The 20943-nt window shown below is 70.8% G+C and carries 31 protein-coding genes and 1 pseudogene; 19 read left to right on the top strand and 13 right to left on the bottom strand.

Features of this window, described 5'->3' with window-relative positions; translation table 11 throughout:
* Positions 1–146 precede the first annotated feature (146 nt).
* Entirely contained in the window at positions 147–809 is a 663-nt protein-coding gene (locus tag ACNAYW_RS16330) for a CatA-like O-acetyltransferase (RefSeq protein WP_415850799.1), read from the top strand.
* A 124-nt stretch (positions 810–933) separates the two neighbouring features.
* Positions 934–1332 carry a hypothetical protein gene (locus tag ACNAYW_RS16325; protein WP_415850716.1) on the top strand — a complete coding sequence of 133 codons (399 nt, stop codon included), beginning with the start codon at positions 934–936 and terminating at the stop codon, positions 1330–1332.
* Positions 1333–1350: 18 nt separating this feature from the next.
* Here ACNAYW_RS16325 and ACNAYW_RS16320 read toward each other — a convergent pair whose 3' ends face one another.
* Genes ACNAYW_RS16320 through ACNAYW_RS16310 form a run of 3 tightly spaced genes read right to left on the bottom strand, consistent with a single transcriptional unit; the run spans position 1351 to position 3077 of the window.
* Positions 1351–1923, bottom strand: a complete 573-nt coding sequence (locus ACNAYW_RS16320; protein WP_415850715.1) for a hypothetical protein — start codon at positions 1921–1923, stop codon at positions 1351–1353.
* A gap of 37 nt (positions 1924–1960) precedes the next feature.
* A complete protein-coding gene (locus ACNAYW_RS16315) occupies positions 1961–2569 on the bottom strand; it encodes a SanA/YdcF family protein (RefSeq protein WP_415850714.1) in 609 nt (202 codons plus the stop codon).
* Between the two features lie 43 nt (positions 2570–2612).
* Positions 2613–3077 carry a nitroreductase/quinone reductase family protein gene (locus tag ACNAYW_RS16310; protein WP_415850713.1) on the bottom strand — a complete coding sequence of 155 codons (465 nt, stop codon included), beginning with the start codon at positions 3075–3077 and terminating at the stop codon, positions 2613–2615.
* Positions 3078–3319: 242 nt separating this feature from the next.
* On the opposite strand from ACNAYW_RS16310, the gene ACNAYW_RS16305 reads away from it, so the two are divergent.
* The 4 genes from ACNAYW_RS16305 to ACNAYW_RS16290 are packed head-to-tail and all read left to right on the top strand — an operon-like array spanning position 3320 to position 6464.
* Entirely contained in the window at positions 3320–4810 is a 1491-nt protein-coding gene (locus ACNAYW_RS16305) for an MDR family MFS transporter (protein WP_415850712.1), read from the top strand.
* Between the two features lie 22 nt (positions 4811–4832).
* Positions 4833–5663, top strand: a complete 831-nt coding sequence (locus ACNAYW_RS16300; RefSeq protein ID WP_415850711.1) for a hypothetical protein — start codon at positions 4833–4835, stop codon at positions 5661–5663.
* A 2-nt stretch (positions 5664–5665) separates the two neighbouring features.
* Positions 5666–6001: a VOC family protein gene (locus ACNAYW_RS16295; protein WP_415850710.1), complete on the top strand. Its 336-nt coding sequence runs from the start codon at positions 5666–5668 to the stop codon at positions 5999–6001.
* A 28-nt stretch (positions 6002–6029) separates the two neighbouring features.
* On the top strand, positions 6030–6464 hold the full coding sequence (locus ACNAYW_RS16290; protein WP_415850709.1) for a YdeI/OmpD-associated family protein: 435 nt from the start codon (positions 6030–6032) through the stop codon (positions 6462–6464).
* Positions 6465–6469: 5 nt separating this feature from the next.
* On the opposite strand, the gene ACNAYW_RS16285 is transcribed toward ACNAYW_RS16290, so the two are convergent.
* Positions 6470–7009 carry a hypothetical protein gene (locus ACNAYW_RS16285; protein WP_415850708.1) on the bottom strand — a complete coding sequence of 180 codons (540 nt, stop codon included), beginning with the start codon at positions 7007–7009 and terminating at the stop codon, positions 6470–6472.
* Between the two features lie 73 nt (positions 7010–7082).
* On the opposite strand from ACNAYW_RS16285, the gene ACNAYW_RS16280 reads away from it, so the two are divergent.
* From ACNAYW_RS16280 to ACNAYW_RS16270, 3 genes are all read left to right on the top strand, one after another.
* A complete protein-coding gene (locus ACNAYW_RS16280; protein WP_415850707.1) occupies positions 7083–7721 on the top strand; it encodes a TetR/AcrR family transcriptional regulator in 639 nt (212 codons plus the stop codon).
* A gap of 36 nt (positions 7722–7757) precedes the next feature.
* Positions 7758–8756 carry an acrylyl-CoA reductase family protein gene (locus ACNAYW_RS16275; RefSeq protein WP_415850706.1) on the top strand — a complete coding sequence of 333 codons (999 nt, stop codon included), beginning with the start codon at positions 7758–7760 and terminating at the stop codon, positions 8754–8756.
* Between the two features lie 92 nt (positions 8757–8848).
* Positions 8849–9280, top strand: a complete 432-nt coding sequence (locus ACNAYW_RS16270) for a VOC family protein (RefSeq protein ID WP_415850705.1) — start codon at positions 8849–8851, stop codon at positions 9278–9280.
* Between the two features lie 6 nt (positions 9281–9286).
* Here ACNAYW_RS16270 and ACNAYW_RS16265 read toward each other — a convergent pair whose 3' ends face one another.
* Positions 9287–9634, bottom strand: coding sequence for a DUF3060 domain-containing protein (locus ACNAYW_RS16265; protein ID WP_415850704.1), 348 nt, complete (start codon positions 9632–9634; stop codon positions 9287–9289).
* Between the two features lie 137 nt (positions 9635–9771).
* Between ACNAYW_RS16265 and ACNAYW_RS16260 the strand changes: the two genes are divergently transcribed.
* Complete coding sequence (locus ACNAYW_RS16260; protein ID WP_415850703.1) at positions 9772–10122, top strand: hypothetical protein; 351 nt, start codon at positions 9772–9774, stop codon at positions 10120–10122.
* On the opposite strand, the gene ACNAYW_RS16255 is transcribed toward ACNAYW_RS16260, so the two are convergent.
* Together ACNAYW_RS16255 and ACNAYW_RS16250 are read right to left on the bottom strand one after the other, a co-directional pair.
* Complete coding sequence (locus tag ACNAYW_RS16255) at positions 10103–10519, bottom strand: YbaN family protein (protein ID WP_415850702.1); 417 nt, start codon at positions 10517–10519, stop codon at positions 10103–10105. The genes ACNAYW_RS16260 and ACNAYW_RS16255 overlap by 20 nt on opposite strands.
* Before the next feature lie 28 nt (positions 10520–10547).
* Entirely contained in the window at positions 10548–11180 is a 633-nt protein-coding gene (locus ACNAYW_RS16250; protein WP_415850701.1) for a DUF2461 domain-containing protein, read from the bottom strand.
* A gap of 22 nt (positions 11181–11202) precedes the next feature.
* Between ACNAYW_RS16250 and ACNAYW_RS16245 the strand changes: the two genes are divergently transcribed.
* Both ACNAYW_RS16245 and ACNAYW_RS16240 read left to right on the top strand, forming a co-directional pair.
* Entirely contained in the window at positions 11203–11661 is a 459-nt protein-coding gene (locus ACNAYW_RS16245; RefSeq protein ID WP_415850700.1) for a peroxiredoxin, read from the top strand.
* Positions 11662–11723: 62 nt separating this feature from the next.
* Positions 11724–12158, top strand: a complete 435-nt coding sequence (locus ACNAYW_RS16240; RefSeq protein WP_415850699.1) for an acetyltransferase — start codon at positions 11724–11726, stop codon at positions 12156–12158.
* 22 nt (positions 12159–12180) lie between these two features.
* Here ACNAYW_RS16240 and ACNAYW_RS16235 read toward each other — a convergent pair whose 3' ends face one another.
* Positions 12181–12624: a MarR family winged helix-turn-helix transcriptional regulator gene (locus tag ACNAYW_RS16235; RefSeq protein WP_415850698.1), complete on the bottom strand. Its 444-nt coding sequence runs from the start codon at positions 12622–12624 to the stop codon at positions 12181–12183.
* Between the two features lie 94 nt (positions 12625–12718).
* Here ACNAYW_RS16235 and ACNAYW_RS16230 point away from each other — a divergent pair, with 94 nt between their 5' ends.
* From ACNAYW_RS16230 to ACNAYW_RS16215, 4 genes are all read left to right on the top strand, one after another.
* Positions 12719–13411 (top strand): type 1 glutamine amidotransferase domain-containing protein, encoded by a 693-nt coding sequence (locus tag ACNAYW_RS16230; protein ID WP_415850697.1) that lies wholly within the window; start codon positions 12719–12721, stop codon positions 13409–13411.
* A gap of 92 nt (positions 13412–13503) precedes the next feature.
* Positions 13504–13890, top strand: a complete 387-nt coding sequence (locus ACNAYW_RS16225; RefSeq protein WP_415850696.1) for a YciI family protein — start codon at positions 13504–13506, stop codon at positions 13888–13890.
* A 13-nt stretch (positions 13891–13903) separates the two neighbouring features.
* Positions 13904–15091 (top strand): RNA polymerase sigma factor, encoded by a 1188-nt coding sequence (locus ACNAYW_RS16220; RefSeq protein WP_415850695.1) that lies wholly within the window; start codon positions 13904–13906, stop codon positions 15089–15091.
* 334 nt (positions 15092–15425) lie between these two features.
* Positions 15426–16049 carry a maleylpyruvate isomerase family mycothiol-dependent enzyme gene (locus ACNAYW_RS16215; protein ID WP_415850694.1) on the top strand — a complete coding sequence of 208 codons (624 nt, stop codon included), beginning with the start codon at positions 15426–15428 and terminating at the stop codon, positions 16047–16049.
* A gap of 4 nt (positions 16050–16053) precedes the next feature.
* On the opposite strand, the gene ACNAYW_RS16210 is transcribed toward ACNAYW_RS16215, so the two are convergent.
* The 4 genes and pseudogenes from ACNAYW_RS16210 to ACNAYW_RS24705 form a co-directional block, all read right to left on the bottom strand.
* Positions 16054–16518, bottom strand: coding sequence for a hypothetical protein (locus tag ACNAYW_RS16210; RefSeq protein WP_415850693.1), 465 nt, complete (start codon positions 16516–16518; stop codon positions 16054–16056).
* 26 nt (positions 16519–16544) lie between these two features.
* Positions 16545–17282, bottom strand: coding sequence for a Clp protease N-terminal domain-containing protein (locus ACNAYW_RS16205; protein ID WP_415850692.1), 738 nt, complete (start codon positions 17280–17282; stop codon positions 16545–16547).
* Between the two features lie 52 nt (positions 17283–17334).
* Positions 17335–17908, bottom strand: a pseudogene (locus ACNAYW_RS16200) (NAD(P)H-dependent oxidoreductase); the annotation flags it as partial.
* 8 nt (positions 17909–17916) lie between these two features.
* The coding region (locus ACNAYW_RS24705) for a hypothetical protein (protein WP_462972087.1) at positions 17917–17964 on the bottom strand (48 nt) is incomplete at its 3' end.
* 10 nt (positions 17965–17974) lie between these two features.
* Between ACNAYW_RS24705 and ACNAYW_RS16195 the strand changes: the two genes are divergently transcribed.
* A complete protein-coding gene (locus ACNAYW_RS16195) occupies positions 17975–18382 on the top strand; it encodes a MerR family transcriptional regulator (RefSeq protein WP_415850691.1) in 408 nt (135 codons plus the stop codon).
* On the opposite strand, the gene ACNAYW_RS16190 is transcribed toward ACNAYW_RS16195, so the two are convergent.
* Positions 18372–18725 (bottom strand): Fe-S protein, encoded by a 354-nt coding sequence (locus ACNAYW_RS16190; protein ID WP_415850690.1) that lies wholly within the window; start codon positions 18723–18725, stop codon positions 18372–18374. The genes ACNAYW_RS16195 and ACNAYW_RS16190 overlap by 11 nt on opposite strands.
* A gap of 91 nt (positions 18726–18816) precedes the next feature.
* Between ACNAYW_RS16190 and ACNAYW_RS16185 the strand changes: the two genes are divergently transcribed.
* Both ACNAYW_RS16185 and ACNAYW_RS16180 read left to right on the top strand, forming a co-directional pair.
* Positions 18817–20010 carry an NAD(P)/FAD-dependent oxidoreductase gene (locus ACNAYW_RS16185; RefSeq protein WP_415850689.1) on the top strand — a complete coding sequence of 398 codons (1194 nt, stop codon included), beginning with the start codon at positions 18817–18819 and terminating at the stop codon, positions 20008–20010.
* An 8-nt stretch (positions 20011–20018) separates the two neighbouring features.
* Positions 20019–20943 (top strand): DUF5995 family protein (locus ACNAYW_RS16180; protein WP_415850688.1); only part of this gene is annotated, 925 nt, incomplete at its 3' end.

Raw genomic sequence — 20943 nt, 5'->3', positions numbered from 1 at the left:
CCGGCGTTCACATCGGTGCTGAATCGGGGAACGGGTCGCAATTGCCACCGCTTTCTGTCTGGGGTTTCTCACGGAGTGAAACAGCGGACTTCGCGGCGGTATTCCGGGAGCTGCCGCAGGCGACCTTGATTGTTAGGGTCGGCAATATGATCACGCCTCGGCCGATCCGGATGAGAACCTGGGCTCGACGGGAGACATTCGAGCACTATCGGCACCGTCGCCCCACCTACCTGTCGATCACGGTCGATGTCGACGTGACAGAGCTGCAGCGCAGGCTCGCGGGCTCGGGGTGGAAGACCTATCCGACCCAGATCTGGGCGTTGGCGACCGTGGTCAACCGGCACGAGGAGTTCCGGATGACGTTGGGGGAGGGCGGTCAACCCGCAGTGTGGGACGTCGTGGACCCGTCGTTCACGGTGTTCAATCCGGAACGAGAGACGTTCGCGAACGTGTGGGTGCCGTACAACGCGGACTACCCGGTGTTCCACGACGCCGTCGCTGGCGCGTTGAGGGAGTACCGCTCGGCGGAGTCGCTGTTCCCACAGGGCTTTCCGCCCCCGCTGAACCTCTTCGACATCTCGAGCATGCCGTGGACGTCGTTCTCGGGCGTCAATCTCAATGTGGAGAACGGGTGGAGTCACCTGTCGCCCGTGTTCACGCTCGGCAGGTTCACCGAGAACGATGGGCGGACGACGATGCCGGTGGCACTGCAGATCCACCACTCGTCGGCGGACGGTTTCCATGTGGGTCGACTGCTGGCCGAATTCGCCGACCTGGTGGGAGCTCCGGATTGGATGGAGCAGAGTTGACGACTTGTCGGAGCTGAGACCGACGGACAGGTCGGTCGTTTCGATCTCGCCGACCTCGTGGTGCTGCAGGCGCTTGGGGCCCGAACCCGTTGCCCTCGCCACGGGACGCGAGGATGATGGGGGCGTGCGCACCCTCGAGCGGCTCGTCGGATCGTGGTCCATCACGATGAGGCACACGGCGGTGCCGGAGCCGGTTACGGGGACGCAGGTGTATCGCTGGGTTCTCGACGGGGCGTTCCTGCAACAGGATTGGACGTACGACCATCCTGACTTCCCGGACGCCATCGCATTCCTCGAAGAGCGAAAGCTGCACCACTTCGACGTGCGCGGGGTCACGCGGGTCTTCGATCTGGACCTGACCGATTCCGGATGGTCGATGATCCGTCGGGACGAGGACTTCTGGCAGCGTTCGATCGCACGATTCGTCGACGACGACCACATCGAGGGGGCCGGGGAGCTCTCCTACGATCGAGGCGCTACGTGGCAACACGACTTCTCGATCGACTGCCGCCGCGTCCCGTAGATCGTCCGGTCCGGCGGTTCACCCTGTCGGCGAGGGGGCCCCGGTGGCGGCGAGCATGATCGCCGCCGCGCCGAGCGGGACGTCGAGCACGATGCAGAACTCGGCGAGGGACCGTGGAACGACGTCCCCGCGACGCAGGTGCCGCAAGTCCCAGAGCGCGTGGCACGCCAACGCCGATCCGGCGAGCGCCAGCCCTATCCGGGGTGAGACCAGGATCGCCACGACGGCGAGGCCGCCATACACGAGGAGCGCGAGGCCCTGCTCCGCGAGCGAGCGTCCGGGGCTGTGCAGCGCGACGCCGATCAGAAGGAGGACGAAGGCGTAGGCCGCGAGTCCACTCCACCAGGGGAGTCCGGCGGCCGCGCCGGCGACGACGACGGTCGATCCTGCGGGTATTCCCACCCAGGCCACCCACGGCCGCTCCAGGGCGGCTGCGGCCAGGTAGCAGGACGCCGCGACGGCGACGGTGATCGATATTGCGGCCACCTCGACGCCGGTGACGATCTGAAAGCCTGCGGCCGCCAGGCCGACGAGCGCCGGCCAGCAGTCCCGCCACCGGCGAGACGTGGTCACTACCCGACCTGCAGTCACTGTAAGGAGCGTAGTGGCGTTCTCGTTGACGGGATGATCATCGATCCAGCGTGACGGGGCCGGCATCGCGGAGTGCGTCCAGCGCGGCCTTCGGGCGCGACAGCGTGACCTCGCGGACCCAGTTCCGCACCGTTAGGTACACGCCGGCATCGGAGTCCGCCTCGGCCCCGACGGCGTCGATGCCCTGCGCGTGGCACAGCGCGACGGCGCGGCGCAGGTGGAAGTCCTGCGTCACGAGCACGGCCTGATCGATTCCGAAGACCGCTTTGGCTCGGGCACAGGTGTTATATGTCGTGACGCCGAAGCGATCGTCGGTGACCCGCGCAGGATCGACACCGCGCTCCACCAGATACTTCCGCATCGCGGCGACCTCGTCGCCCTTCGTGGACGCCGCGTGGCCGGATACGAGCACCTGCTGGGCGCGATTCTCGCGCAGGACGGTGAGCGCGGTGTCGAGCCGCTCGCGCAGGTACACCGACGGCTCGCCGTCGTGCACGCGATCGCCGAGCACGATCACCCACTGCCGCGCGGCATCCGGCGCGATGCGGGACCGGCTCTCCCACTGCACCCAGACGCTCGAGGCGACCATGACGAGGACGGCCGCGATCACGATGTACCGGATCAGCCGGCGCAGGACAGCGAACACCGGACCGAGAGTACCGATCCGCCGACCGCCGGCGCTGAGGCCGTCAGCGCGGGCTGAGGACGAAGACTCTCGCACCCCCTGCATAGGCCCGGTGCAGGTCGTCGCGGTCGGGGGTGCCGTCGGCAGTCAGGCCGATCTTGTTGAACGAGGCGAAGTTCTTGTTATCGGCCGCGATCACGCCGTACAGCTCGACCACCCCGGCCTCGTCGGAGACGACGCGCACGTCGGCGGTGCGGCGGCGCCCGGCGAGCTGGATGTCGATCGGTTCGCCGGTGCGGAGGTTCTTGCCCCACGCGAAGGGGGAGCCGACGAGGAGGTTCCCGTCGTGCCTGGTGTAGGCGACGGGGACCTCGAAGACCTTGCCCGACTTCCGCCCGACCACGTACAGCGTGAGCAGGCGCTCGCCGAGGAACCGCGAGACGCCGGGCGCCTTGAGCAGCGTTCGCATCACGGCGTTCATGACGCCCTGCAGCGGCATCGTGCTGGCGGTCCCGGCGCTTCGGCTCATACCTCGACGGTAGACCCGCGGACCGACCCGCGGCCAGGGCGCTCGCGCTTGTGAAAACAGGGGAATCCGGGCGTACGAGGCCATATCCCGTCTCGTGTGCCCGGAAAACGCCGGTTTCACGAACGTCGTCGACGGGTGATGTCGAAAAACCTGTCAGTGGTTCGTCGTATTCATGAAGGCGATCGACAGGTCGCGGCGAAAACGACTATGAGGAAGCCACCATGGCCACGCACACTGAACAGATGGACCATCCCCCTACCGACCTGACGAAGCCCGCCGGCGACTCGACCGAGCTCACCGCGCAGGCCGGAGCGACTGCACAGGCCGGGCGCACGCCGTTGGTGATCAAGCTGCTGGTCGCGGCCACCTTCGTGGTGATCCTCAACGAGACGATCATGATCAACGCGATCCCGCGGCTCATGGCCGACTTCCACGTCGACGCCCGCGCGGCCCAGTGGCTCTCCACGGTCTTCATGCTCACCATGGCCGCGGTGATCCCGGTGACGGGCTGGTTCCTGCAGCGCGTCAGCACCCGCACGGCGTACGCGGTGGCCATGGCGACGTTCAGCGCCGGCACCGCCCTCGCGGCGATCGCCCCGACGTTCGAGGTGCTGCTCGCGGCGCGCGTCGTCCAGGCGGGCGGCACCGCGGTGATGATGCCGCTGCTCATGACCACGCTGATGACCGTGGTCCCCGAGAGCGACCGCGGCCGCGTGATGGGGCAGGTCACCCTGGCCATGTCGTGCGCGCCCGCGCTCGGCCCGGCGGTCTCCGGGATGATCCTGCACCTCGGATCGTGGCGCCTGATCTTCGTCTTCGTGCTGCCCATCGCGGTGCTCGTCGGCGTCGCCGGGATGCGACAGCTGGAGAACGTGGGCGAGACCGAGAACACGCCCGTCAGCTGGCTCAGCGTAGCGCTCGCGGCAGGCGGCTTCGGCAGTCTGGTCTACGGGCTCAGCGAGATCGGCACGGGAGATGTCACCGGCCCGATCCTCATCGTCGTTGCCGGCGTTCTCCTGATCGCCGCGTTCGCCGCCTACCAGGTGCGGCTGCAGCAGCGCGAGATGCCGCTGCTGGACCTGCGCGCCCTGCGGCACCGCACCTTCACGGTCTCGCTGCTCCTCATGACCGCGGGCTTCATGGCCTTCCTCGGTTCGATGATCCTGCTGCCGCTGTACCTGCAGGACCTCCGCGGCCTCTCCGAGCTGCAGACCGGCCTGCTCGTGATGCCCGGCGGCCTCGCGATGGGCCTGCTCGGCCCGCAGGTCGGCAAGCTCTACGACCGCGTCGGCGCGCGCCCCCTGGTGATCCCCGGCGCGATCGGCATCGTCGTCGCCCTCGCGGCGCTGAGCCGCATCAGCGCGACCACGCCGTACCCGGTCCTCGTCGCCGTGCACATCGGGCTCATGGTGTCGCTGGCCGCCGTCTTCACCCCGGTGTTCACCGTCGGCCTCGGCGACCTGCCCGAGCACCTGTACTCGCACGGCTCGTCGCTACTGGGCACGCTCCAGCAGGTGGCCGGCGCGATCGGCACCGCGGCGCTCATCGTCGTCATGTCCAACCGCTCGACGCACCTCGCGGAGGCGGGCGCCTCCCAGCCCGAGGCCTTCGTCGGCGGACTGCAGTGGGCCTTCGCCGCCGCCGCGCTCATGGGTGTCGTGGTCGTCGTGGCCGCACTGCTCCTGCCCTCCAAGGTCGATGGTGCCGCCCCGTCCGGCCCGGCGCATCACTGACGGCCCGGCCCACGATCCGCGCATGCTGATCTCCACAGCCCCCCAGCGTCGCCTCGGCGTCCCACACGACGAGGCGACGCTGCGGATCGGCCCGATCGACCCCGATGAGCCGACCTCGTCCCGACACCTGTTCATCGAGGGAACTCCGTCGTTCGTGTTGTCCTTCTGGTGCGGCACGTGTCCGTTCCTATTCGAGCGCAAGACCATCGGTTACGACATCTCAGACGAGAGGCAGCCGTTCGACAAACTGGAGCGCGGCCTCGATGTCATCGACGAGGAGGTCGTCACCACTTTCGCCGGGCTGCTGCCCGCGGGCGAGTACCTCCCGCTCCTGGTCGAGGTCACGCCGGAGCTCGTCGCACCGTACGACGACCGTGACTACTTCACGAACGAGCAACTCGGGACGTGGGGTATCGACCCGCTATGGGGGTTGCCGCAGAACCCGTTGACTCCCTACTACCGCACGTTCGAGACCGAGGTCGCGCCCGACGAGCATCTCTTCGAGTTCGTCGTCCCCATGGTGCCGCCCAGCTGGAACGAAGAGAAGCGTGTTCAGCACTACGCCGATCTGTTCGCTGCGGGATCGACCCCGACGGCAGTGGCGTTGTCGATACTCGATCGTCGCGCGCCGGCCGTCATCGCTCGGGACTCGACCGACTTCTACGAGCACTGGGCGGTGACCCACTTCCTCCTCGACGGCCATCACAAGTTCGAGGCCGCAGCACGAGTCGGAGCGCCGCTGCGGCTGCTGGCGCTCGTCAACATCGACGAGAGTCTCGCCGACGCCGCGGCCGTCGCCGAACTCCCGGACCTGCTGCGCCGCGCACCGTCGAAACGACGCCCCAAGGAGTGATCATGGACCTCTTCGCACGGCTCGCCGTGACGGACCTGCCGCGCGCGATCGCGTGGGGCGAGAAGCTCTTCGGCGACGTGGAATCGTTCGCGCCCAACGACGTCGAGCACGTGTGGACGCTGGGGGAGCACGTGCACGTCTACGCGGAGCTGCTCCCGCAGCACGCGGGGCACTGCGCGGTCACCCTGTTCGTCGACGGCTTCGAGACCTTCCTCCAGGCCGCATCGGAACGCGGCCTGCACCCACACGAGGTGGAGACGTACGAGAACGGTGTCCGCAAGGCGATCTTCCTCGACCCCGACGGCAACGAAGTCGGGATCGGCGGCGGGCCCGCGTAACCCGACGAGTTCGGGGACGATGGGACGCATGGCACTGCACGTACGAACCACGCTGGAACCCGTCGGACCGGCCACGGCCATCGAGCTGACCGACGCCCAGGTCGAGGAGCTCGGCGGAGGGAAGCGCGCCGCCGTGCGCGTCACCATCGGCGATCGGACCGCCCGGCTGCGGCTCGCGGGCATGGGCGGGAGCAACCTGATCGGCCTGTCCAAGGCCGCACGCAAGGACCTCCAGGTCGAGATCGGCGACACCGTCGAGGCGCTCATCGAGCTCGACGAGGCCGAGCGCACCGTCGACCTGCCGGACGATCTCGCGGCCGCGCTGCAGGACGCCGGCCGGCGGGAGGCTTTCGACGCGCTGAGTCACACCCGCCGCAAGGAGGCGGCGCGGGGCGTCGCGGAGGCGAAGCGGGCCGAGACCCGCGAGCGGCGGATCGCCGCGGTGATCGACGGGCTGCGGTAGGGCGATCAGCGTCCCACGGTCGCGGGCGCGATCCGGCCCGGTCGCGGGATCCTGTGCCCGCGCGCGAGGATGGTGAGCTCGCGGGTCACGCTCATCGCGAGCGCAGCGCACAGGAAGAACGCCGCCACGCCGTCGGGGCTGCCGTGCAGGCGCGCCAGAAACGTGCCGAACCAGGTGGCGAACCCCGGGGAGTGCTCCAGCGCCGCGATGAAGACGCAGCGGCTGAGCAGGACGACCAACCAGATCGTGAGGTAGCGGGCGCCCGCTCGCGTCACCAGGCGCCCGCGGCGGCGCTGATCGCGCCACACGTCCATCGCGGTGTTCAGGGCGAGCCCGCACACGGCACCGACGGTGATCCCGGCGGCGACGAGCGCGCCGTCGCCCGGGGCGTACCGGTGCGCCCCGGTACCGAGCACGAGGTAGCCGATCACCGCACTGGTCACGAAGGGCATGACGGCGAGGAACGTGGTGTGACGGCGTGTGCCGATCTGGGTCGTGAGGACGAGCACGAGGAAGATCGCGGCCACGATCAGCGCGTCGGTCATGATGGTCCGCCTCCCGAGATTATTTAGCAGATACGTGCTAAATCAATGTAGCAGAGACGTGCTATAAAATGTGGTGCCCAAGATCGTCGACCCCGACCAGCGCCGTGACGAGATCGCGACGGCCGCGATCGCGCTGATCGCGCGCGGCGGTGCCGACCACGCGACCCTGGCCAATGTCGCGGCGGAGGCCGGCCTCGCCGTCGGCTCAGTGCGGCACTACTTCGCCGGGCAGGCGGCGATGGTCGAATTCGCGATGCGCCGGCTGGCCGATCGGATCGGCGAGCGGGTCCTGGCGATCGCGCGGCCCGTCCTCGACGGGGAGGTGTCCGACCCGCACGAGCGGCGTCGCGCCACCGTCGACCTGCTGTGTGAGCTGCTGCCTCTCGACGGTCTCCGTCGGCGCGAGGTGACGGCCTGGATCGCCCTGAGTGCCGCCGCGGTGTACCGCCCGGACCTGCACCCGATCGTCGACGAGTTGCACGCCGCCGTCCGCGCCGTCACCCGAGTGATCGTCGAACGCTCCCGTGCCGCAGGCCTTTCCGACGGTACCGAGGAGGATCTCGATCTCGACGCCGATGCGCTCGCGGCACTGGTGGACGGGCTCGCCGTCGACGCCGTGCTGTACCCCGATCGGTACCCGCCCGAACGCCTTCGCAGGGTGGTGGAGCGGCATCTGGACCGGGCTTCGGCGCCCGGTCCGCGACGCACGTAGCATCGCCGCAACGCATCCCGATCGTCAGGAGAAACGATGACCCAGTTCCGGGCACTGATCGCCGAACTCGCCGACGAGGCCGTGACCTCCCGTGTGGAGACCCGCGAACCGGCACCGCTCGAGCCCGGGCAGGTGAGGATCGCCGTCGAGTTCTCCGGCGTGAACTTCAAGGACGCGCTGGCCCTCACGCCCGGCGGCGGCGTCGTGCGCCAGTACCCGATCGTCCCCGGCATCGACGTCGCCGGGACCGTCCTCGAATCCACGTCGGACGAGTTCGCCGCCGGCGACCGCGTCATCGCCCACGGCTACGAGATCGGCACCGCCCGCGACGGCGGCTACGCCGAACAGGCCGTCGTCCCCGCCGAATGGGCGGTGAAGCTGACCGCGCTGAGCCCCCGCGAGGCGGCCGCCATCGGCACCGCGGGTTTCACCGCGGCGATGAGTGTCGCCGCGATCGTCGACGCGGGCATCACCCCCGAGGACGGCCCCGTCGTCGTCACGGGCGCGACCGGCGGCGTCGGCTCCACGACCATCGACCTGCTGGCGGGCCTCGGCTACGAGGTCGTGGCCTCGTCGGGCAAGCCCGCGGCCGCGGATCGCCTGCGGGAGCTCGGTGCCGCCGAGGTGATCGGCCGGCTCCCGCTCGACCCCGACGCCAAGCCCCGGCCCCTCGGCCGGAGCCGCTGGGCCGCCGCGGTCGACTGCGTGGGCGGCGCCGCCCTCGCCGACGTGATCAGCACGCTCAACTACGGCGGCGTCGTCGCCGCCAGCGGTCTGACCGGCGGCGCGGGCCTGAAGACGACGGTCATGCCGTTCATCCTGCGCGGCGTCACCCTCGCCGGCATCGATTCGGTGCTCATGCCGATCGCGCCCCGTCGGGCCCTGTGGCGGCGCATCGAGACGGACCTGCGCCCCCGGCATCTCGACCTCGTGGCGAACGACATCGGGATCGACGGTGTCGGCGCCGTCGTCGATGCCCTCCGGGCCGGCGAGTACACGGGTCGCGCCGTCGTGGACCTTGGCCGCGGCTGGTGAACGGGGACGACGCCGAGCCCGCACGACGCGCGGGCCGGACGTGCGGCGAAATCAGGTCGTGAACCGACCGCTGTGGTGACTACGGTTGCTGCATGACTGTCAGGCAGATCCAGGTCACCTTCGATTGTGCGGACCCGAAGCGCGTCGCGCTGTTCTGGTGCGAGGCGCTGGGCTACGTCGTGCCGCCGCCTCCGCCGGGCTTCGCCGATTGGGACGCCTTCGAGGCGTCGCTGCCGGCGGAGGCGCACGGCTCGGCGTTCGCCTGCGTCGACCCGAACGGCGTCGGCCCCCGCCTGTTCTTCCAGCGCGTCCCCGAGGGCAAGACGGTCAAGAACCGCGTGCACCTCGACGTCCGCGTGGGCACGGGGATGGTGGGCGCCGAGCGCCTCGCGGCGCTGGAGGCGGAGGGGGCGCGGCTGGAGAAGCTCGGCGCGACCCGCCTCTACCTCCAGGAGGCCGACGGCGAGAACGAGTCGTGCCTCACCATGGCCGACGTCGAGGGCAACGAGTTCTGCCTCGACTGAGGCCCGTCAGCACTTGACGGTGTTCCCGAAGCCGCGGTCGCTGACCTTGGTGCCGGTGGTCCACTCGCACTTGACCACGTTGTCGCGGCCGGTCACCACGAGGGTCTTGAGGGGGCTGGTCACGGTGATCACGTTGTCGTTGCCGGTGACCATGAGCAGATCGCAGTGGGCGACGATCGACAGGGTGTTGCGGTCGCCCTTGACGTTCACACCGTCAGGCATGCAGTGGACGGTCTGCGTCATGCCGCTGCCGAAGACGTCCCCCGGCCCGGCGGAGGCGGCACCGACCGGCGCGAGCACGGCGGCGAGGCCGACGGTGGCGGCGGTGGCGAGGATGCGGCGTGACGAGGCCATGTCTGCTCCTGGATCAGTGATGTGGTGACCGAAATGTACCCGATGCCCGGGAACGACGTGCTTTCGGGATTGTGGCCGAACCCTCGTTCGGCGTGGACACTGGAATTCAGTAGTCCCTTCGGCTCGAGGAGTCAGTCATGGCAGGTAACGACAACCCGTTCGGGTTCGGTCCGGGCGAGTTCGACGATCTCGCGCGCGAGGCACGGGACATGATCGGCAGGCTCGTCGGCGGTACCGCGGGCCGGGAGGCCTTCTCCGGGCTGTTCGACGATGCCGTGCGCCGCCCGAAGCGCGAGCCGGAGACGGCGGGCGAGACCGGCGACGGGGTGTGGGCGATCATCGCCACCGCCGAGGACGGGGGCGCCCGCGTCGAGCAGGTCTACGCGACGGAGATCGACGCGCTGCGATCGAACCAGCACAACACCGATGTCACCCGGAAGGTGCGCTTCCTGCCCTACGGGATCGCGGTCACCGCTCTGGACGACTGACCGCGCCGTCAGCTTCGGGCACGGGGACGGGCTCGGGGCGGAGCCACAGCCAGGTGCCCACGATCGCCATGATCGCGGTGCCGATCGCGGCGATCCACCACGTCGGCGTCACCAGGAACAGGATCGCGGCGCACACGGCCATGCTGCCGATCGCCATGTACTTGGCTTTGCGGCTCACTGCGCCGGTGGCCTGCCAGTCCCGGATCATCGGGCCGAAGACCCGGTGCTCGAGCAGCTTGCGGTGCAGCGTGTCGGACCCGCGGGCCGCGCAGTAGGCCGCGATCAGGATGAACACGGTGGTGGGCATGAGCGGGACGATGACGCCGACGATGCCCAGGCCGAGCGCGATGTAGGCGAAGGCCCACCACATCCACTTCAGTCGAGATCGCCCAGCCATGCTCCCAGTGTAGGGAGCGGGCGTGGGGTCAGGCGTCACCGTGCTCGACCAGCCAATCGAGCAGCGCGGAGGTCTGGCGCCAATGCTTGCGGATCTGCGGCACCAGCTTCGGGCTGTGGATGATCTCCTCGAAACCGTAGTCCCGCATCGCGGTGAGCGACTTGTGCCGCAGCAGTTCGATCCGCGGGTGGTCGGCGTCCCAGCCGCGCGGGGCGGTCTTGAGCGTCTCGCCGCCGATCTCCCAGCCCGTGCGCCGCAGCTTCGCGATGATCTGCTCCAGCGCCGGGCCGTACAGGTCGTTGTCGATGGCCTTCCGGAACGCGGCGAGCCGGGTGGGGCTCGCGTCGTAGAAGCCGGCGCCGACCCGCACGCCGGGCGCGCCGATCTGGAGGTAGTAGCCCGTCGCCGGCCCGACGCCGACGAACGCGCCCTGGTGGGTCTTGTAGGGCGTCTTGTCCTTGGAGAAGCGGACGTCGCGGTAGGGCCGGAAGATCTTCGCGGTGCCGAACTCGTCGGCCAGCTCCTCGGTGAGCGCTGCCATCGGCGCGGCGACGGCGGTCTTGTAGACCTCCTTGTGCGCCTCCCAGAAGACCTTCGAGTTGTCGGCCTCGAGGTCGTCATAGAAGTCCAGCGCGGCCTCGGGGAATCCGGTGAAGCTCATGGTGCCAGGCTAGCCTTGGAGCATGAAACCCAGTGATACCGCGCCCGACTTCGAACTGCCCGATCAGGACGGCACGCCGCGGAAGCTGAGCGACCTGCTCGCCGACGGCCCCGTCGCGCTGTTCTTCTACCCGGCGGCGTTCACGCCGGGCTGCACCAAGGAGGCGTGCCACTTCCGCGATCTCGCCGCCGAGTTCGCGGAGGCGGGCGTGCAGCGCGTCGGGATCAGCCGCGACGCCGTCGCCAAGCAGCAGGACTGGACCGCCAAGCACGGGCTCGACTACCCGCTGCTCGCCGATGTCGACGGCACCGTCGCGGCGGCCTACGGGGTGGGCCGGGGCGGCCTGCTCAAGCTGGCCGGCATGCCCACCAAGCGCACCACCTTCGCGATCCGCGCCGACGGCACCGTCGCCGACGTCATCGCCTCCGAGGTGAACATGCAGGTCCACGCGGACCGCGCTCTCGCCGCGCTGCGCGGCTGACCGGAGCGCGACCTCCGCTGCTCCGGCGAAAACCGGTGGACACGTCCGGAAGAATCACGGGAATGATCGCACTCCGCGCCGGCACCGTCGACGACCACGAGACCCTCGTACGGGTCTGGCGCAGCTCCGTCGACGCCACCCACGACTTCCTCGCCGACGACGACCGCGACGCCATCGAGGGTGCGCTCGCGAGCGACTACTTCCCGCAGGTGCGGCTCACCGTCGCGGAGGTCGACGGTGCCGTCGCCGGGTTCGCCGGCACGGCCGGCGAGGACCTGGCGATGCTGTTCGTCCACGCCGACGCCCGGGGCCGCGGCATCGGCCGCGCCCTGCTCGCCCATGCCGTGCGCGAGCTCGGCGTGCGCACGGTGGACGTGAACGAGCAGAACGAGCAGGCCGTCGGCTTCTACGCGCACAGCGGTTTCACGGTGACGGGCCGCAGCGAGACCGACGGCGAGGGCCGCCCCTATCCGCTGCTGCACCTCGCACGGGAATGACGCGCGATACCGACGCCGAGGGCTAACCCGCGCAGCCGTCGCGCGACGTCCGGGCCACGATCGCTACGGCGCGCCGCAGCGTCTCGGCGTCGCCGGGGGAGAGCGGCCCGAGCAGCTCGGCCTCGGCGGCGCTCACCTCCGTGCCCACCTCGCGCAGCATCGCCAGCCCGGCGTCGGTGGGGACGACCCGGCGGGCCCGCCGGTCGGTGGGCGAGGGCTCGCGGCGGACAAGGCCCGCGTCCACCAGATCGTCGACCACGTAGGGCATCACCGACTTGTCGATGAGCAGGTAGTCCGCGAGCGCGAGCTGCGTCGGCAGGTCGTACGTCGCGGCGGCGTACAGGGTCTGGTAGCCGCGCACCCCGCGCGGGATCCGCTCCAGGATCGGCGCCACCGCCTCCGCGTAGGCCTTGTTCAACACCCCCACGGACCAGCCGAAATCGCAGGTCTCCTCGTGTTCCGCCACCTGCTCAGCCTAGCAGGCTCTGCATATCAGTTGCAATATATATTATTTGTGGTACGGTTCAGTTGTCGCGCAAACCAACCATGAGGAGAACGTCATGAGCCGCATCCTGATCGTCGCCACCAGCGTCCCGTCCTACGCCGTGAGCGGCCGCCGCACCGGCCTCTGGCTCGGCGAGCTGACCCACTTCGTGGACGCCGTCGAGGTGGCCGGACACACCACCGTCATCGCCAGCATCGCGGGCGGGTTCGTTCCCATCGACCCCGAATCCCTGAGCCACGAGGTGCTCGCGCAGGGCGGCACGCGCGCCCGCTACGACGACCCCGCCTTCATGGACCGCCTCCGGAACACGCCCTCGCTGCAGGACGTCGACGCCGCCGACTTCGACGCGATCTACCTCACCGGCGGCCACGGCGTCATGTTCGACTTCCCGACCGACGAGCGCCTCGCGACCCTGCTGCGCGATTTCGACGGGGCCGGCAAGGTCGTCTCCGCGGTCTGCCACGGCACCGCCGGGCTGCTCGGCGCCACGAAGGCGGACGGCGCGCCGCTCATCGCCGGCCGTCGCATCGCGGGCTTCTCCTGGAACGAGGAGGTGCTGGCCGGGCTCGACGCCATCGTCCCGTTCAACCTGGAGGAGCGGATCGCCGAGCGCGGCGCCACCTACGTGCAGGCCGACGAGGCCTGGGCCCCGTTCGCCGTCACCGACGGCACGGTCGTGACCGGCCAGAACCCGGCCAGCGCGCACCCCGTCGCCGAGCGCGTCCTCGCCCTGCTCGCCGAGCGCTAGGAAAGTTCCTCGCGAGAGCTGTCGATTCCGCGTCGCCTCGATCGTCATCACTGTGCCCCGCCCCTGGGGCACAGTGGACATCAGGAGGAATCATGCATTACGCACTGCTGCTCAACAACGCCGAGCCCGGCGAGGGCGACGTCCCGATGGAGGCCATGCTGGAGATGCAGCGGGCCATGGCCGACTACACCGCCGCCCTGCAGGCCGCGGGCGTGCTGATCGGCGCCGAGATCCTGGAACCGCAGGCGCAGACGGTCACCGTCACCCGCCGCGACGGTGCCCTCCGGATCGAGGACGGCCCGTTCGCCGACACCCGGGAGGCGCTGGCCGGCGTCTTCCTCCTCGACGTGCCCGATCGCGACGCCGCCCTCGCCTGGGCCGAGAAGCATCCGGCCACGCAGTACGCGGTGATCGAGGTCCGTAAGGTCGCCGCTGCCTGCGACGAGGGCGTCTGGAACGCCGCGGCCTGCACGGACTGACGGGTCCGGACCCGTGGATACGGACCCGGAGGTGCGGGCGGAGCACGCCGCCCGCACCTCGTACGGCCGGCTCCTCGCGCTGCTCGCCGCCCGCACCCACGACCTCGCCGCCGCCGAGGACGCCCTCGCCGACGCCTTCGAGCGCGCCCTCACCCGCTGGCCGGTCGACGGGGTGCCCGACGACCCGGACGCCTGGCTGCTCACCGTCGCGCGGAACCGGCAACGCGACCGGTGGAAGTCCGCCGCCGAACGCACCGCAGTGCCCTTCGACGAAGCGGCGCACGACGTCCCGGCGCCCGGGGAGATCAGCGACCGGCGGCTCGAACTGCTCCTCGTGTGCGCGCACCCGGACCTCGCTGACGCGAGCGTGCCGCTCATGCTCAACACCGTCCTGGGCTTCACGGCCGCGCAGATCGGCGCGGCCCTGCTGGTCCCGACCGCGACCATGGCCGCCCGCCTCACCCGCGCGAAGAAGCGGATAGCGAAGGATCGGATCCCGTTCGAGGTCCCCGGCGCCGCGGACCTCTCCGGCCGGCTCGGCCCCGTCCTCGAGGCCGTGTACGGCTCCTACTCCATCGAATGGCCCACGCCGCCGCGGGAGCGGCACGCGCTGCTCCTCGGGCTCGCCGGGACGGTCGCCGAGGCGGCCCCGTCGGTCGCCGAGGCGCACGGCCTCGCCGCACTGCTGTACCTCTCCAGTGCCCGACTGCGTGCCCGCGTCGACGAGGACGGTCGCTACGTCCCACTCCCGTTGCAGGATCCGCGGCGCTGGGACCGCGACCTCATCGCCGCCGGGCACCGGCATCTGCGCGCTGCGCACGCGCTCGGCACCGTCGGACGGTTCCAGCTGGAGGCCGCCATCGGGGCCGTGCACTGCGCCCGGGGCGCCGGCGAGCCACCCGACTGGGCGCACCTGCGGCGCCTCTACGACGCGCTCCTCGGCCTCGCGCCCACCCGTGGTGCGGCCGTCGCCCGCGTCGCCGTCATCGCCGAGACCGACGGAGCGCGTGCGGGACTGGCTGCGCTCGACGCCCTCGACGGCGTGGAACGACTGCAGCCCGCGTGGGCCCTGCGCGCGTCGCTCCTCGGCCGCCTCGGCGATCCCGATGCCGGCGCGGCCTACGCCAAGGCGATCTCGCTCACCATCGATCCGGCCGAGCGTGCGTACTTGCAGCGCCGCGCCCGCGAGATCGGTCGATAGCGGTGGAATCCGGGCGGCATCCCCGTGCGGCTGCGGATCGCCGGCTCGATGGGCACGGCGATCCTCGACTTCCGTCGCGCCGACCTCCCGACGGCGGGGTGGAGATCGATCCGCAGGTCTCGGTCGAGGTACACCTGGCCCCGACGATGCGCGCCGACGTGTCGGGCGTCGCGCGTTCCGGTCTGAGCTCCGTCAAGGACGAGGCCGGCCCGCCCGAGGGGGCGGCGGGGCCTCTGGTGGTGGTCAGGGGCTCCGCATCGGCCGGGAGCACGATCACTCTTCGCCGGTGAGCGGAGGCGCTTCCGCGCTACGGTGAGTGGGACGAAGGAGTCCCATGTCCGATGTCTGGCCGCTGGTCCACGCGGAGCGCCGCGCCCTGATCGCCTTCCTGGAGGGTGTCGACGACGCCCGCTGGGACACGCCGTCGCTGTGCCCCGGGTGGCGCGTGCGCGATGTCGTCGCGCATCAGATCTCCACCGCGGACACCACCCGCCTCGGATTCATCAAAGGAATGATCCTGGCCCGCTTCGACTTCGACCGCGACAACCAGAACGGGGTCGATCGCGAGCTCGGCCCGGCGGCGCAGATGCTCGAGCGCTTCCGTGCTCTCGCCGACCGAACGTCGGGACCGCCCGCCCCGCTCGACACGCGGCTCGTCGAAGTCGTCGTGCACGGCGAGGACATCCGGCGCCCCCTCGGCGCCGTCGGCGAGTACCCGACGGAGGCCGTCGAGCGTGCGCTGCAGCTGCAGGCACGCACGGGGAAGGGCATGGGCGGCGCGAAGGAGCACGTCGCGGGTCTCCGGCTGCGCGCCACCGACGCGGACGTCACGCTGGGCGACGGCCCCGAGGTGACGGGCCCGCTGCTGGCGCTGCTCCTCGCCGTGAGCGGGCGCACCGTCGCCCTGGAGGAGCTGGGCGGGGAGGGCCTGGCGACCCTGGCCGAGCGGGTCGGCTGAGCCGTCAGCGCGGCGGCGTGATCGTGATCCGCGCGTCGATGCGCGTGATGAGGCAGGTGCTGCGCGGGATCCGGAAGTCCTCGTCTGTCGGTGCGTCCACGATGTGCTGCCCGGCGATGCGGACGGGCACGATGAAGCGGTAGTTGAGCAGGTCGCGGTCGCCGCCGGGCGCGACGGTGCGCGCGGTGACTCTGGGCGCGTCCATGATCGAGCACTGCAGGTGCCGGTCGAGATCGCCGCGCAGCTGCTCGCCGGAGAAGCCGGTCTGCAGGCCGTTCTCGAACCGGACGGCGTTGGGGGCGAAGGGCACTGCGCCGGCCTTCGTGCGATCGCCGAGCGCCGCGATGTAGGCGTCGGCGGCAGCGAGCTGGCGCGCCGGAGTGCAGGTCGCCGCCAGGGCGGGCGCGGCGATGCCGGCTGCCACGACTGCGGTGATCAGGACGGGCGCGACGCGGGCGAGGGCTGCCATGCGCTCACACTAGCGGCGGGCTCGCCTCACTCCGGGCTGTACGCCGAAAGCACCTCGCGCACCGCGGCTTCGATCGCCGCGTGATCCAGGCCGCGCTCGGTCAGGAACACCGCGCCGGGGCCGGTGCCCTCCGCCAGGATGCCGAGCAGGATGTGCTCGGTGCCGACGTAATTGTGGCCCAGGCGGAGCGCCTCGCGCAGCACCATCTCGACGGCCTTCTTCGCCGCGGGCGAGAACGGGATGCGCTCCGGGCGCTCGTCGGTGTCCGTCGTCGAGATCTGCCGGTGCAGGACGGCTTCGGTGACGGCCTCCTCCGTGACCCCCCGGCCGAGCAGGAGTCGTGCCGCGATGCCCTCGGGCTCGCGGAACAACCCGAGCAGCATGTGATCCGTGTCGATGACCGGGCTTCCCGCCTCGCGCGCCTCGTCCTGCGCCGCTACCACGACGCTCCGCGCCCGCGGCGTGAATCGCGAGTAGGGCGAGCCGGTCGCATCGATGAGCGTCGACGGGTCGATGCTCGGCGGCGCCGAGCGCTGCTGCGCGGCCTGTTTCGTCATCCCCATGGACTCGCCGATCGAGGTCCAGGTGGCGCCGCTGCGCCGCGCCTGGTCGACGAAGTGTCCGACGAGGTGGTCGGCGGTCTCGCCCAGGTGCGCCGCGACAGCGACGGCATCGCCGAGATGGGCGAGCGCGTCGCCGTCCGGGTGAAGCGCGTGGACGGTGCGGATGAGGGCGTCGAGGCTGACGGGATCACTCTGAGGCATGCGTCAAGCATGAGTTGACGCGGCGTCGTTGTCAACTGTTGATTGACGACGGTCAGGCGGCGGCACCGTCGACGATGCGCGCGGCGACCGCCGCAGCCGCGTCCTCCGCTGCTGCGTCGCGAACACGGTGCCGCTCGGGATCGTCCGATTCCCCGTCGCCCAGCAGGAAGAGCCCGGAATCCTCCGCACCCATGTAGTTCGCCAGACCGTCGACGAGCTGGGCGCGCATCCCGTCGAGGTACCCGTGCTTGCGATAGGTCGACTCGCCGACGGCGCCGATCGGGAAGAAGTACAGGCGCTTCGGCGCCGCGAGCTCCGCGCCGGAGTCCGTGTCGTCGTACGCCCAGTCGCGGGTGAAGACGCGGTCGACCCAGCCCTTGAGCGGGCCGGGCAGGCCCCACCAGTACACCGGGAAGACGATCGCGATCGCGTCGAACTCCTCCAGGCGGCGCTGCTCGGCCCGGACGTCCGCGGGGACGACGGTGCGGTCGCGGTACGCCGCGTGGTCGGCCGCGCCGAAGGTCGAGTCGAAGCCTTCGGCGAGGAGGTCGTGGCGCTCGACCTCGGCGTACCCGCCGCGGAGCAGGCCCCGGGCGACGGCGGCGGCGGTGCGGGCGGTGGCGGAGNCGGCGNNGGGGTGGGCGGTCACCACGACCGCGCGGAACTGCTGCTGATTGGTCATACTGGAGAGCATGAACTCTGACACCAGTGTCATGGTCAAGCGCGGGCTGCGGATGCGCGACCTGTGCGCCCGCACGGGCGCGACGCCGCGGATGATCCGGCACTACGAGGCGACGGGGATCCTCGCGCCGGGGCGGGAATCCAACGGCTATCGGGTGTTCACCGAGGAGGACGTGCGCACCGTCGCCGATGCGCGCTGTCTCATCGAGGCCGGGCTGTCCGCCACGGAGACGGCGGACCTGGTGGGAATCGTCTGCGGCGAGGGCGACGCTCCGCCCGAGGAGTTGGATGCGGCGCTGGTCCGCATCGGCGAGCGTCGCGCCGTGCTCGACGAGCGCATCGCGCAACTGGTCGCCGCGAAAGGCAAGCTCGACGAGCTCCGCGACTACGTGCACGACATCCGCGGCGTCACCAGATGACGGCGAGCCCCGCGGCGGTCAGCGACAGCAGGCCCGCGGTGTAGAACATCCCGCGCGGGACGGCCTCACCGGTGCGCTTCTGTCGTGCGCTGCCCATGCCGAGCAGGCCGCCGAGCACGAGCAGGATCACCAGCTTGATGCCGATCTTGGGGTAGTTCAGCTCGATCCCGGCGGGCCACGGCGCCGCCAGCGCGAGGCCCGTGAGGAGTGAGACCAGCAGCCCGTAGTCCATGACCCGCTCGAACCGGAACCGGCCGGCCGCCGCGGAGGCGACCCAGCCGCCGAACGTGACGGCGAAGCCCACGATGTGCACCAGAACTATTACGTTGCGTAGTACTTCCATGGACCGAGCGTAGCGAACCGGACGAATCGTGCACGCGATACCGCGATTCGAGGGGTTCCCCTCGTCGGCGGACGGGGCTACGGTCGAGGGCATGGGTGCGATCGTCATCGTCGGGGCAGGACTGGCAGCCGCGAAAGCGGCCGAGGCGCTACGGGATCTGGGCCACGACGGCCCGATCACGCTGATCGGCGCCGAACCCCATCCACCGTACGAGCGGCCCCCGCTGTCCAAGGACTACCTCCAGGGCAAGGCCGAGCGCGAGAGCGTCTTCACCTTCGACGCCGCCTGGTACGCCGACCACGACGTCACCGTGCGGACCGGCGTCCGCGCCACCTCCCTCGACCGGGAGGCGCGCACCGTCGGCCTCGACACGGGCGAGTCGCTGCCGTACGACGACCTGCTGCTGGCCACCGGATCCCGGGCGCGGCCGTTGCCCGGGGCCGACGGGGTGCACTACCTGCGCACCCTCGACGACAGCGACGCCCTGCGCGCCGTCTTCGACAAGGGCGGTCGGCTCGGCGTCGTCGGCGGCGGCTGGATCGGGCTCGAGGCCGCGGCCGCCGCCCGCGGTGCCGGGCTGGAGGTCACCGTCGTCGAGCCCGCGGAGCAGCCGCTGCTCGGCGCGCTCGGCCCCGAACTCGGCAAGGTCTTCGCGGACCTGCATCGCAGCCACGGCGTGGACCTGCGCACCGGCACCGGCGTGCGGGCCGTCGAGCCCGGTGGCCGGGGGCTGGTCCTCGATGACGGGACCACGATCGAGACCGACGCCGTGCTCGTGGGCATCGGCGCGATCCCGAACATCGAGTTCGCGAAGGACGCGGGCCTGGACACCGCCGAGGGCGGCATCGCCGTCGACGCCGGGCTGCGCACCTCCGACCCGCACGTCTTCGCCGTCGGCGACGTCGCCGCCGCCGAGAACCCGACGGTGGGCCGGCGCGTGCGCGTCGAGCACTGGGCCAACGCCCTCAACCAGCCGCGCGTCGCCGCGGCGAACATCCTCGGCGGAGCCGAGGTCTACGACCGCCTCCCGTACTTCTTCACCGACCAGTACCAGCTGGGCATGGAGTACCTGGGCCTCTCGACGGGGTACGACGACGTGGTGATCCGCGGCGACGTGGGCGCCCTCGAATTCGTCGCCTTCTGGCTGAAGGAGGGACGCGTTCTGGCCGGTATGAACGTGAACGTGTGGGACGTGGGCGATGATGTGCGTGCGCTGATCACGTCCCGCCGGGTGGTCGACGCCGCTCGTCTCGCCGATCCCGGCGTACCGCTCGCGGAGGTCTAGGACGCATGATGCCCCGACGGTCGGCGCGGGTCGCCGGCACGATGGCCGCTGCCCTCGTCACCGTCTCGCTGTTCGCCGCCCCGGCGAGCGCGGCACCGTCGGCCTACTGCGGCACCGCGCTGACGCCCGCGGAGAACAAGCGCATCGTCGCGCTCTCCGATCCGCGGGCCCTGCCCACCGCGCCGACCTTCGCCGGCCTCGACGACCTCACGGCGCGGCAGCGCGGTATCGCGGACATCCTCGCCGCGCACCGCGACCGGCGCGGCTTGTTCGGCGTCGGGATGGACGGCGTGATCCGCGACGCTGTGACCCCGACGCAGCGCGACGAGGCCGGGCTCGACGATCCGCGCTACACCAAGTCCCTCTCCATCGACCTGGTGAGCCGCTACCTGCGGGCCGTGCACGCGCAGTGGACCGGCGGCGCCGTGCCGCAGTGGTGGGGCAACTACTTCCGGCTGGCCGCGCGGTGCGAGCTGCCGCCCGGCCGGGTGGCGATGGCGGGCTACAACGCGCACATCACCGTCGATCTCGCGTACACCGTCGCGCACACCCGCAGCACCCCGGCGAACGCGCTCGACTTCTACCGGATCGTCGACTCGATCGCGAAGAACGGCAACGTGATCCCGGAGCGCAGCAAGCGGATCTACAACGCCGACCTGTGGGGCCTGTGGACCTTCTACTTCTTCGGGCAGGGGCTCGATCGGATCGTCGGCGCGGGCGTCGCCTCGAACCTGATGCTGCGCGCCGCCGACGACGGCTACAACACCCTCACCTTCGCCAACGGGCTCGCGCTGCAGAACCCCGCCGCCCGGCCCGCCACCGAGGGCGCGATCCTCGCGCTGTGGCAGACCGGGGAGATCGCCTCCGACGTGCTCTCCGGTCTCGGCGGCCTCGACACCCCCGTCGCTCCGGCGCCGAACCCGCGCCCCGGTG

Origin of the sequence: Tsukamurella ocularis, assembly GCF_965138335.1 — a bacterium.
GTDB classification, from domain to species: Bacteria; Actinomycetota; Actinomycetes; order Mycobacteriales; family Mycobacteriaceae; genus Tsukamurella; species Tsukamurella ocularis_A.
The sequence above is the reverse complement of the archived record's forward strand: the minus strand, read 5'-3'. Positions and strand labels throughout refer to the sequence as shown.

Bases quoted from the DNA above. Each gene is read 5' to 3' on its own strand.
- ACNAYW_RS16330 (WP_415850799.1), top strand. From the start codon at position 147: ATGATCACGCCTCGGCCGATCCGGATGAGAACCTGGGCTCGACGGGAG.
- ACNAYW_RS16310 (WP_415850713.1), bottom strand. From the start codon at position 3,077: ATGAGCCGAAGCGCCGGGACCGCCAGCACGATGCCGCTGCAGGGCGTC.
- ACNAYW_RS16305 (WP_415850712.1), top strand. From the start codon at position 3,320: ATGGACCATCCCCCTACCGACCTGACGAAGCCCGCCGGCGACTCGACC.
- ACNAYW_RS16300 (WP_415850711.1), top strand. From the start codon at position 4,833: ATGCTGATCTCCACAGCCCCCCAGCGTCGCCTCGGCGTCCCACACGAC.
- ACNAYW_RS16295 (WP_415850710.1), top strand. From the start codon at position 5,666: ATGGACCTCTTCGCACGGCTCGCCGTGACGGACCTGCCGCGCGCGATC.
- ACNAYW_RS16290 (WP_415850709.1), top strand. From the start codon at position 6,030: ATGGCACTGCACGTACGAACCACGCTGGAACCCGTCGGACCGGCCACG.
- ACNAYW_RS16285 (WP_415850708.1), bottom strand. From the start codon at position 7,009: ATGACCGACGCGCTGATCGTGGCCGCGATCTTCCTCGTGCTCGTCCTC.
- ACNAYW_RS16275 (WP_415850706.1), top strand. From the start codon at position 7,758: ATGACCCAGTTCCGGGCACTGATCGCCGAACTCGCCGACGAGGCCGTG.
- ACNAYW_RS16270 (WP_415850705.1), top strand. From the start codon at position 8,849: ATGACTGTCAGGCAGATCCAGGTCACCTTCGATTGTGCGGACCCGAAG.
- ACNAYW_RS16265 (WP_415850704.1), bottom strand. From the start codon at position 9,634: ATGGCCTCGTCACGCCGCATCCTCGCCACCGCCGCCACCGTCGGCCTC.
- ACNAYW_RS16260 (WP_415850703.1), top strand. From the start codon at position 9,772: ATGGCAGGTAACGACAACCCGTTCGGGTTCGGTCCGGGCGAGTTCGAC.
- ACNAYW_RS16255 (WP_415850702.1), bottom strand. From the start codon at position 10,519: ATGGCTGGGCGATCTCGACTGAAGTGGATGTGGTGGGCCTTCGCCTAC.
- ACNAYW_RS16250 (WP_415850701.1), bottom strand. From the start codon at position 11,180: ATGAGCTTCACCGGATTCCCCGAGGCCGCGCTGGACTTCTATGACGAC.
- ACNAYW_RS16245 (WP_415850700.1), top strand. From the start codon at position 11,203: ATGAAACCCAGTGATACCGCGCCCGACTTCGAACTGCCCGATCAGGAC.
- ACNAYW_RS16240 (WP_415850699.1), top strand. From the start codon at position 11,724: ATGATCGCACTCCGCGCCGGCACCGTCGACGACCACGAGACCCTCGTA.
- ACNAYW_RS16230 (WP_415850697.1), top strand. From the start codon at position 12,719: ATGAGCCGCATCCTGATCGTCGCCACCAGCGTCCCGTCCTACGCCGTG.
- ACNAYW_RS16225 (WP_415850696.1), top strand. From the start codon at position 13,504: ATGCATTACGCACTGCTGCTCAACAACGCCGAGCCCGGCGAGGGCGAC.
- ACNAYW_RS16215 (WP_415850694.1), top strand. From the start codon at position 15,426: ATGTCCGATGTCTGGCCGCTGGTCCACGCGGAGCGCCGCGCCCTGATC.
- ACNAYW_RS16210 (WP_415850693.1), bottom strand. From the start codon at position 16,518: ATGGCAGCCCTCGCCCGCGTCGCGCCCGTCCTGATCACCGCAGTCGTG.
- ACNAYW_RS16205 (WP_415850692.1), bottom strand. From the start codon at position 17,282: ATGCCTCAGAGTGATCCCGTCAGCCTCGACGCCCTCATCCGCACCGTC.
- ACNAYW_RS16195 (WP_415850691.1), top strand. From the start codon at position 17,975: ATGAACTCTGACACCAGTGTCATGGTCAAGCGCGGGCTGCGGATGCGC.
- ACNAYW_RS16190 (WP_415850690.1), bottom strand. From the start codon at position 18,725: ATGGAAGTACTACGCAACGTAATAGTTCTGGTGCACATCGTGGGCTTC.
- ACNAYW_RS16185 (WP_415850689.1), top strand. From the start codon at position 18,817: ATGGGTGCGATCGTCATCGTCGGGGCAGGACTGGCAGCCGCGAAAGCG.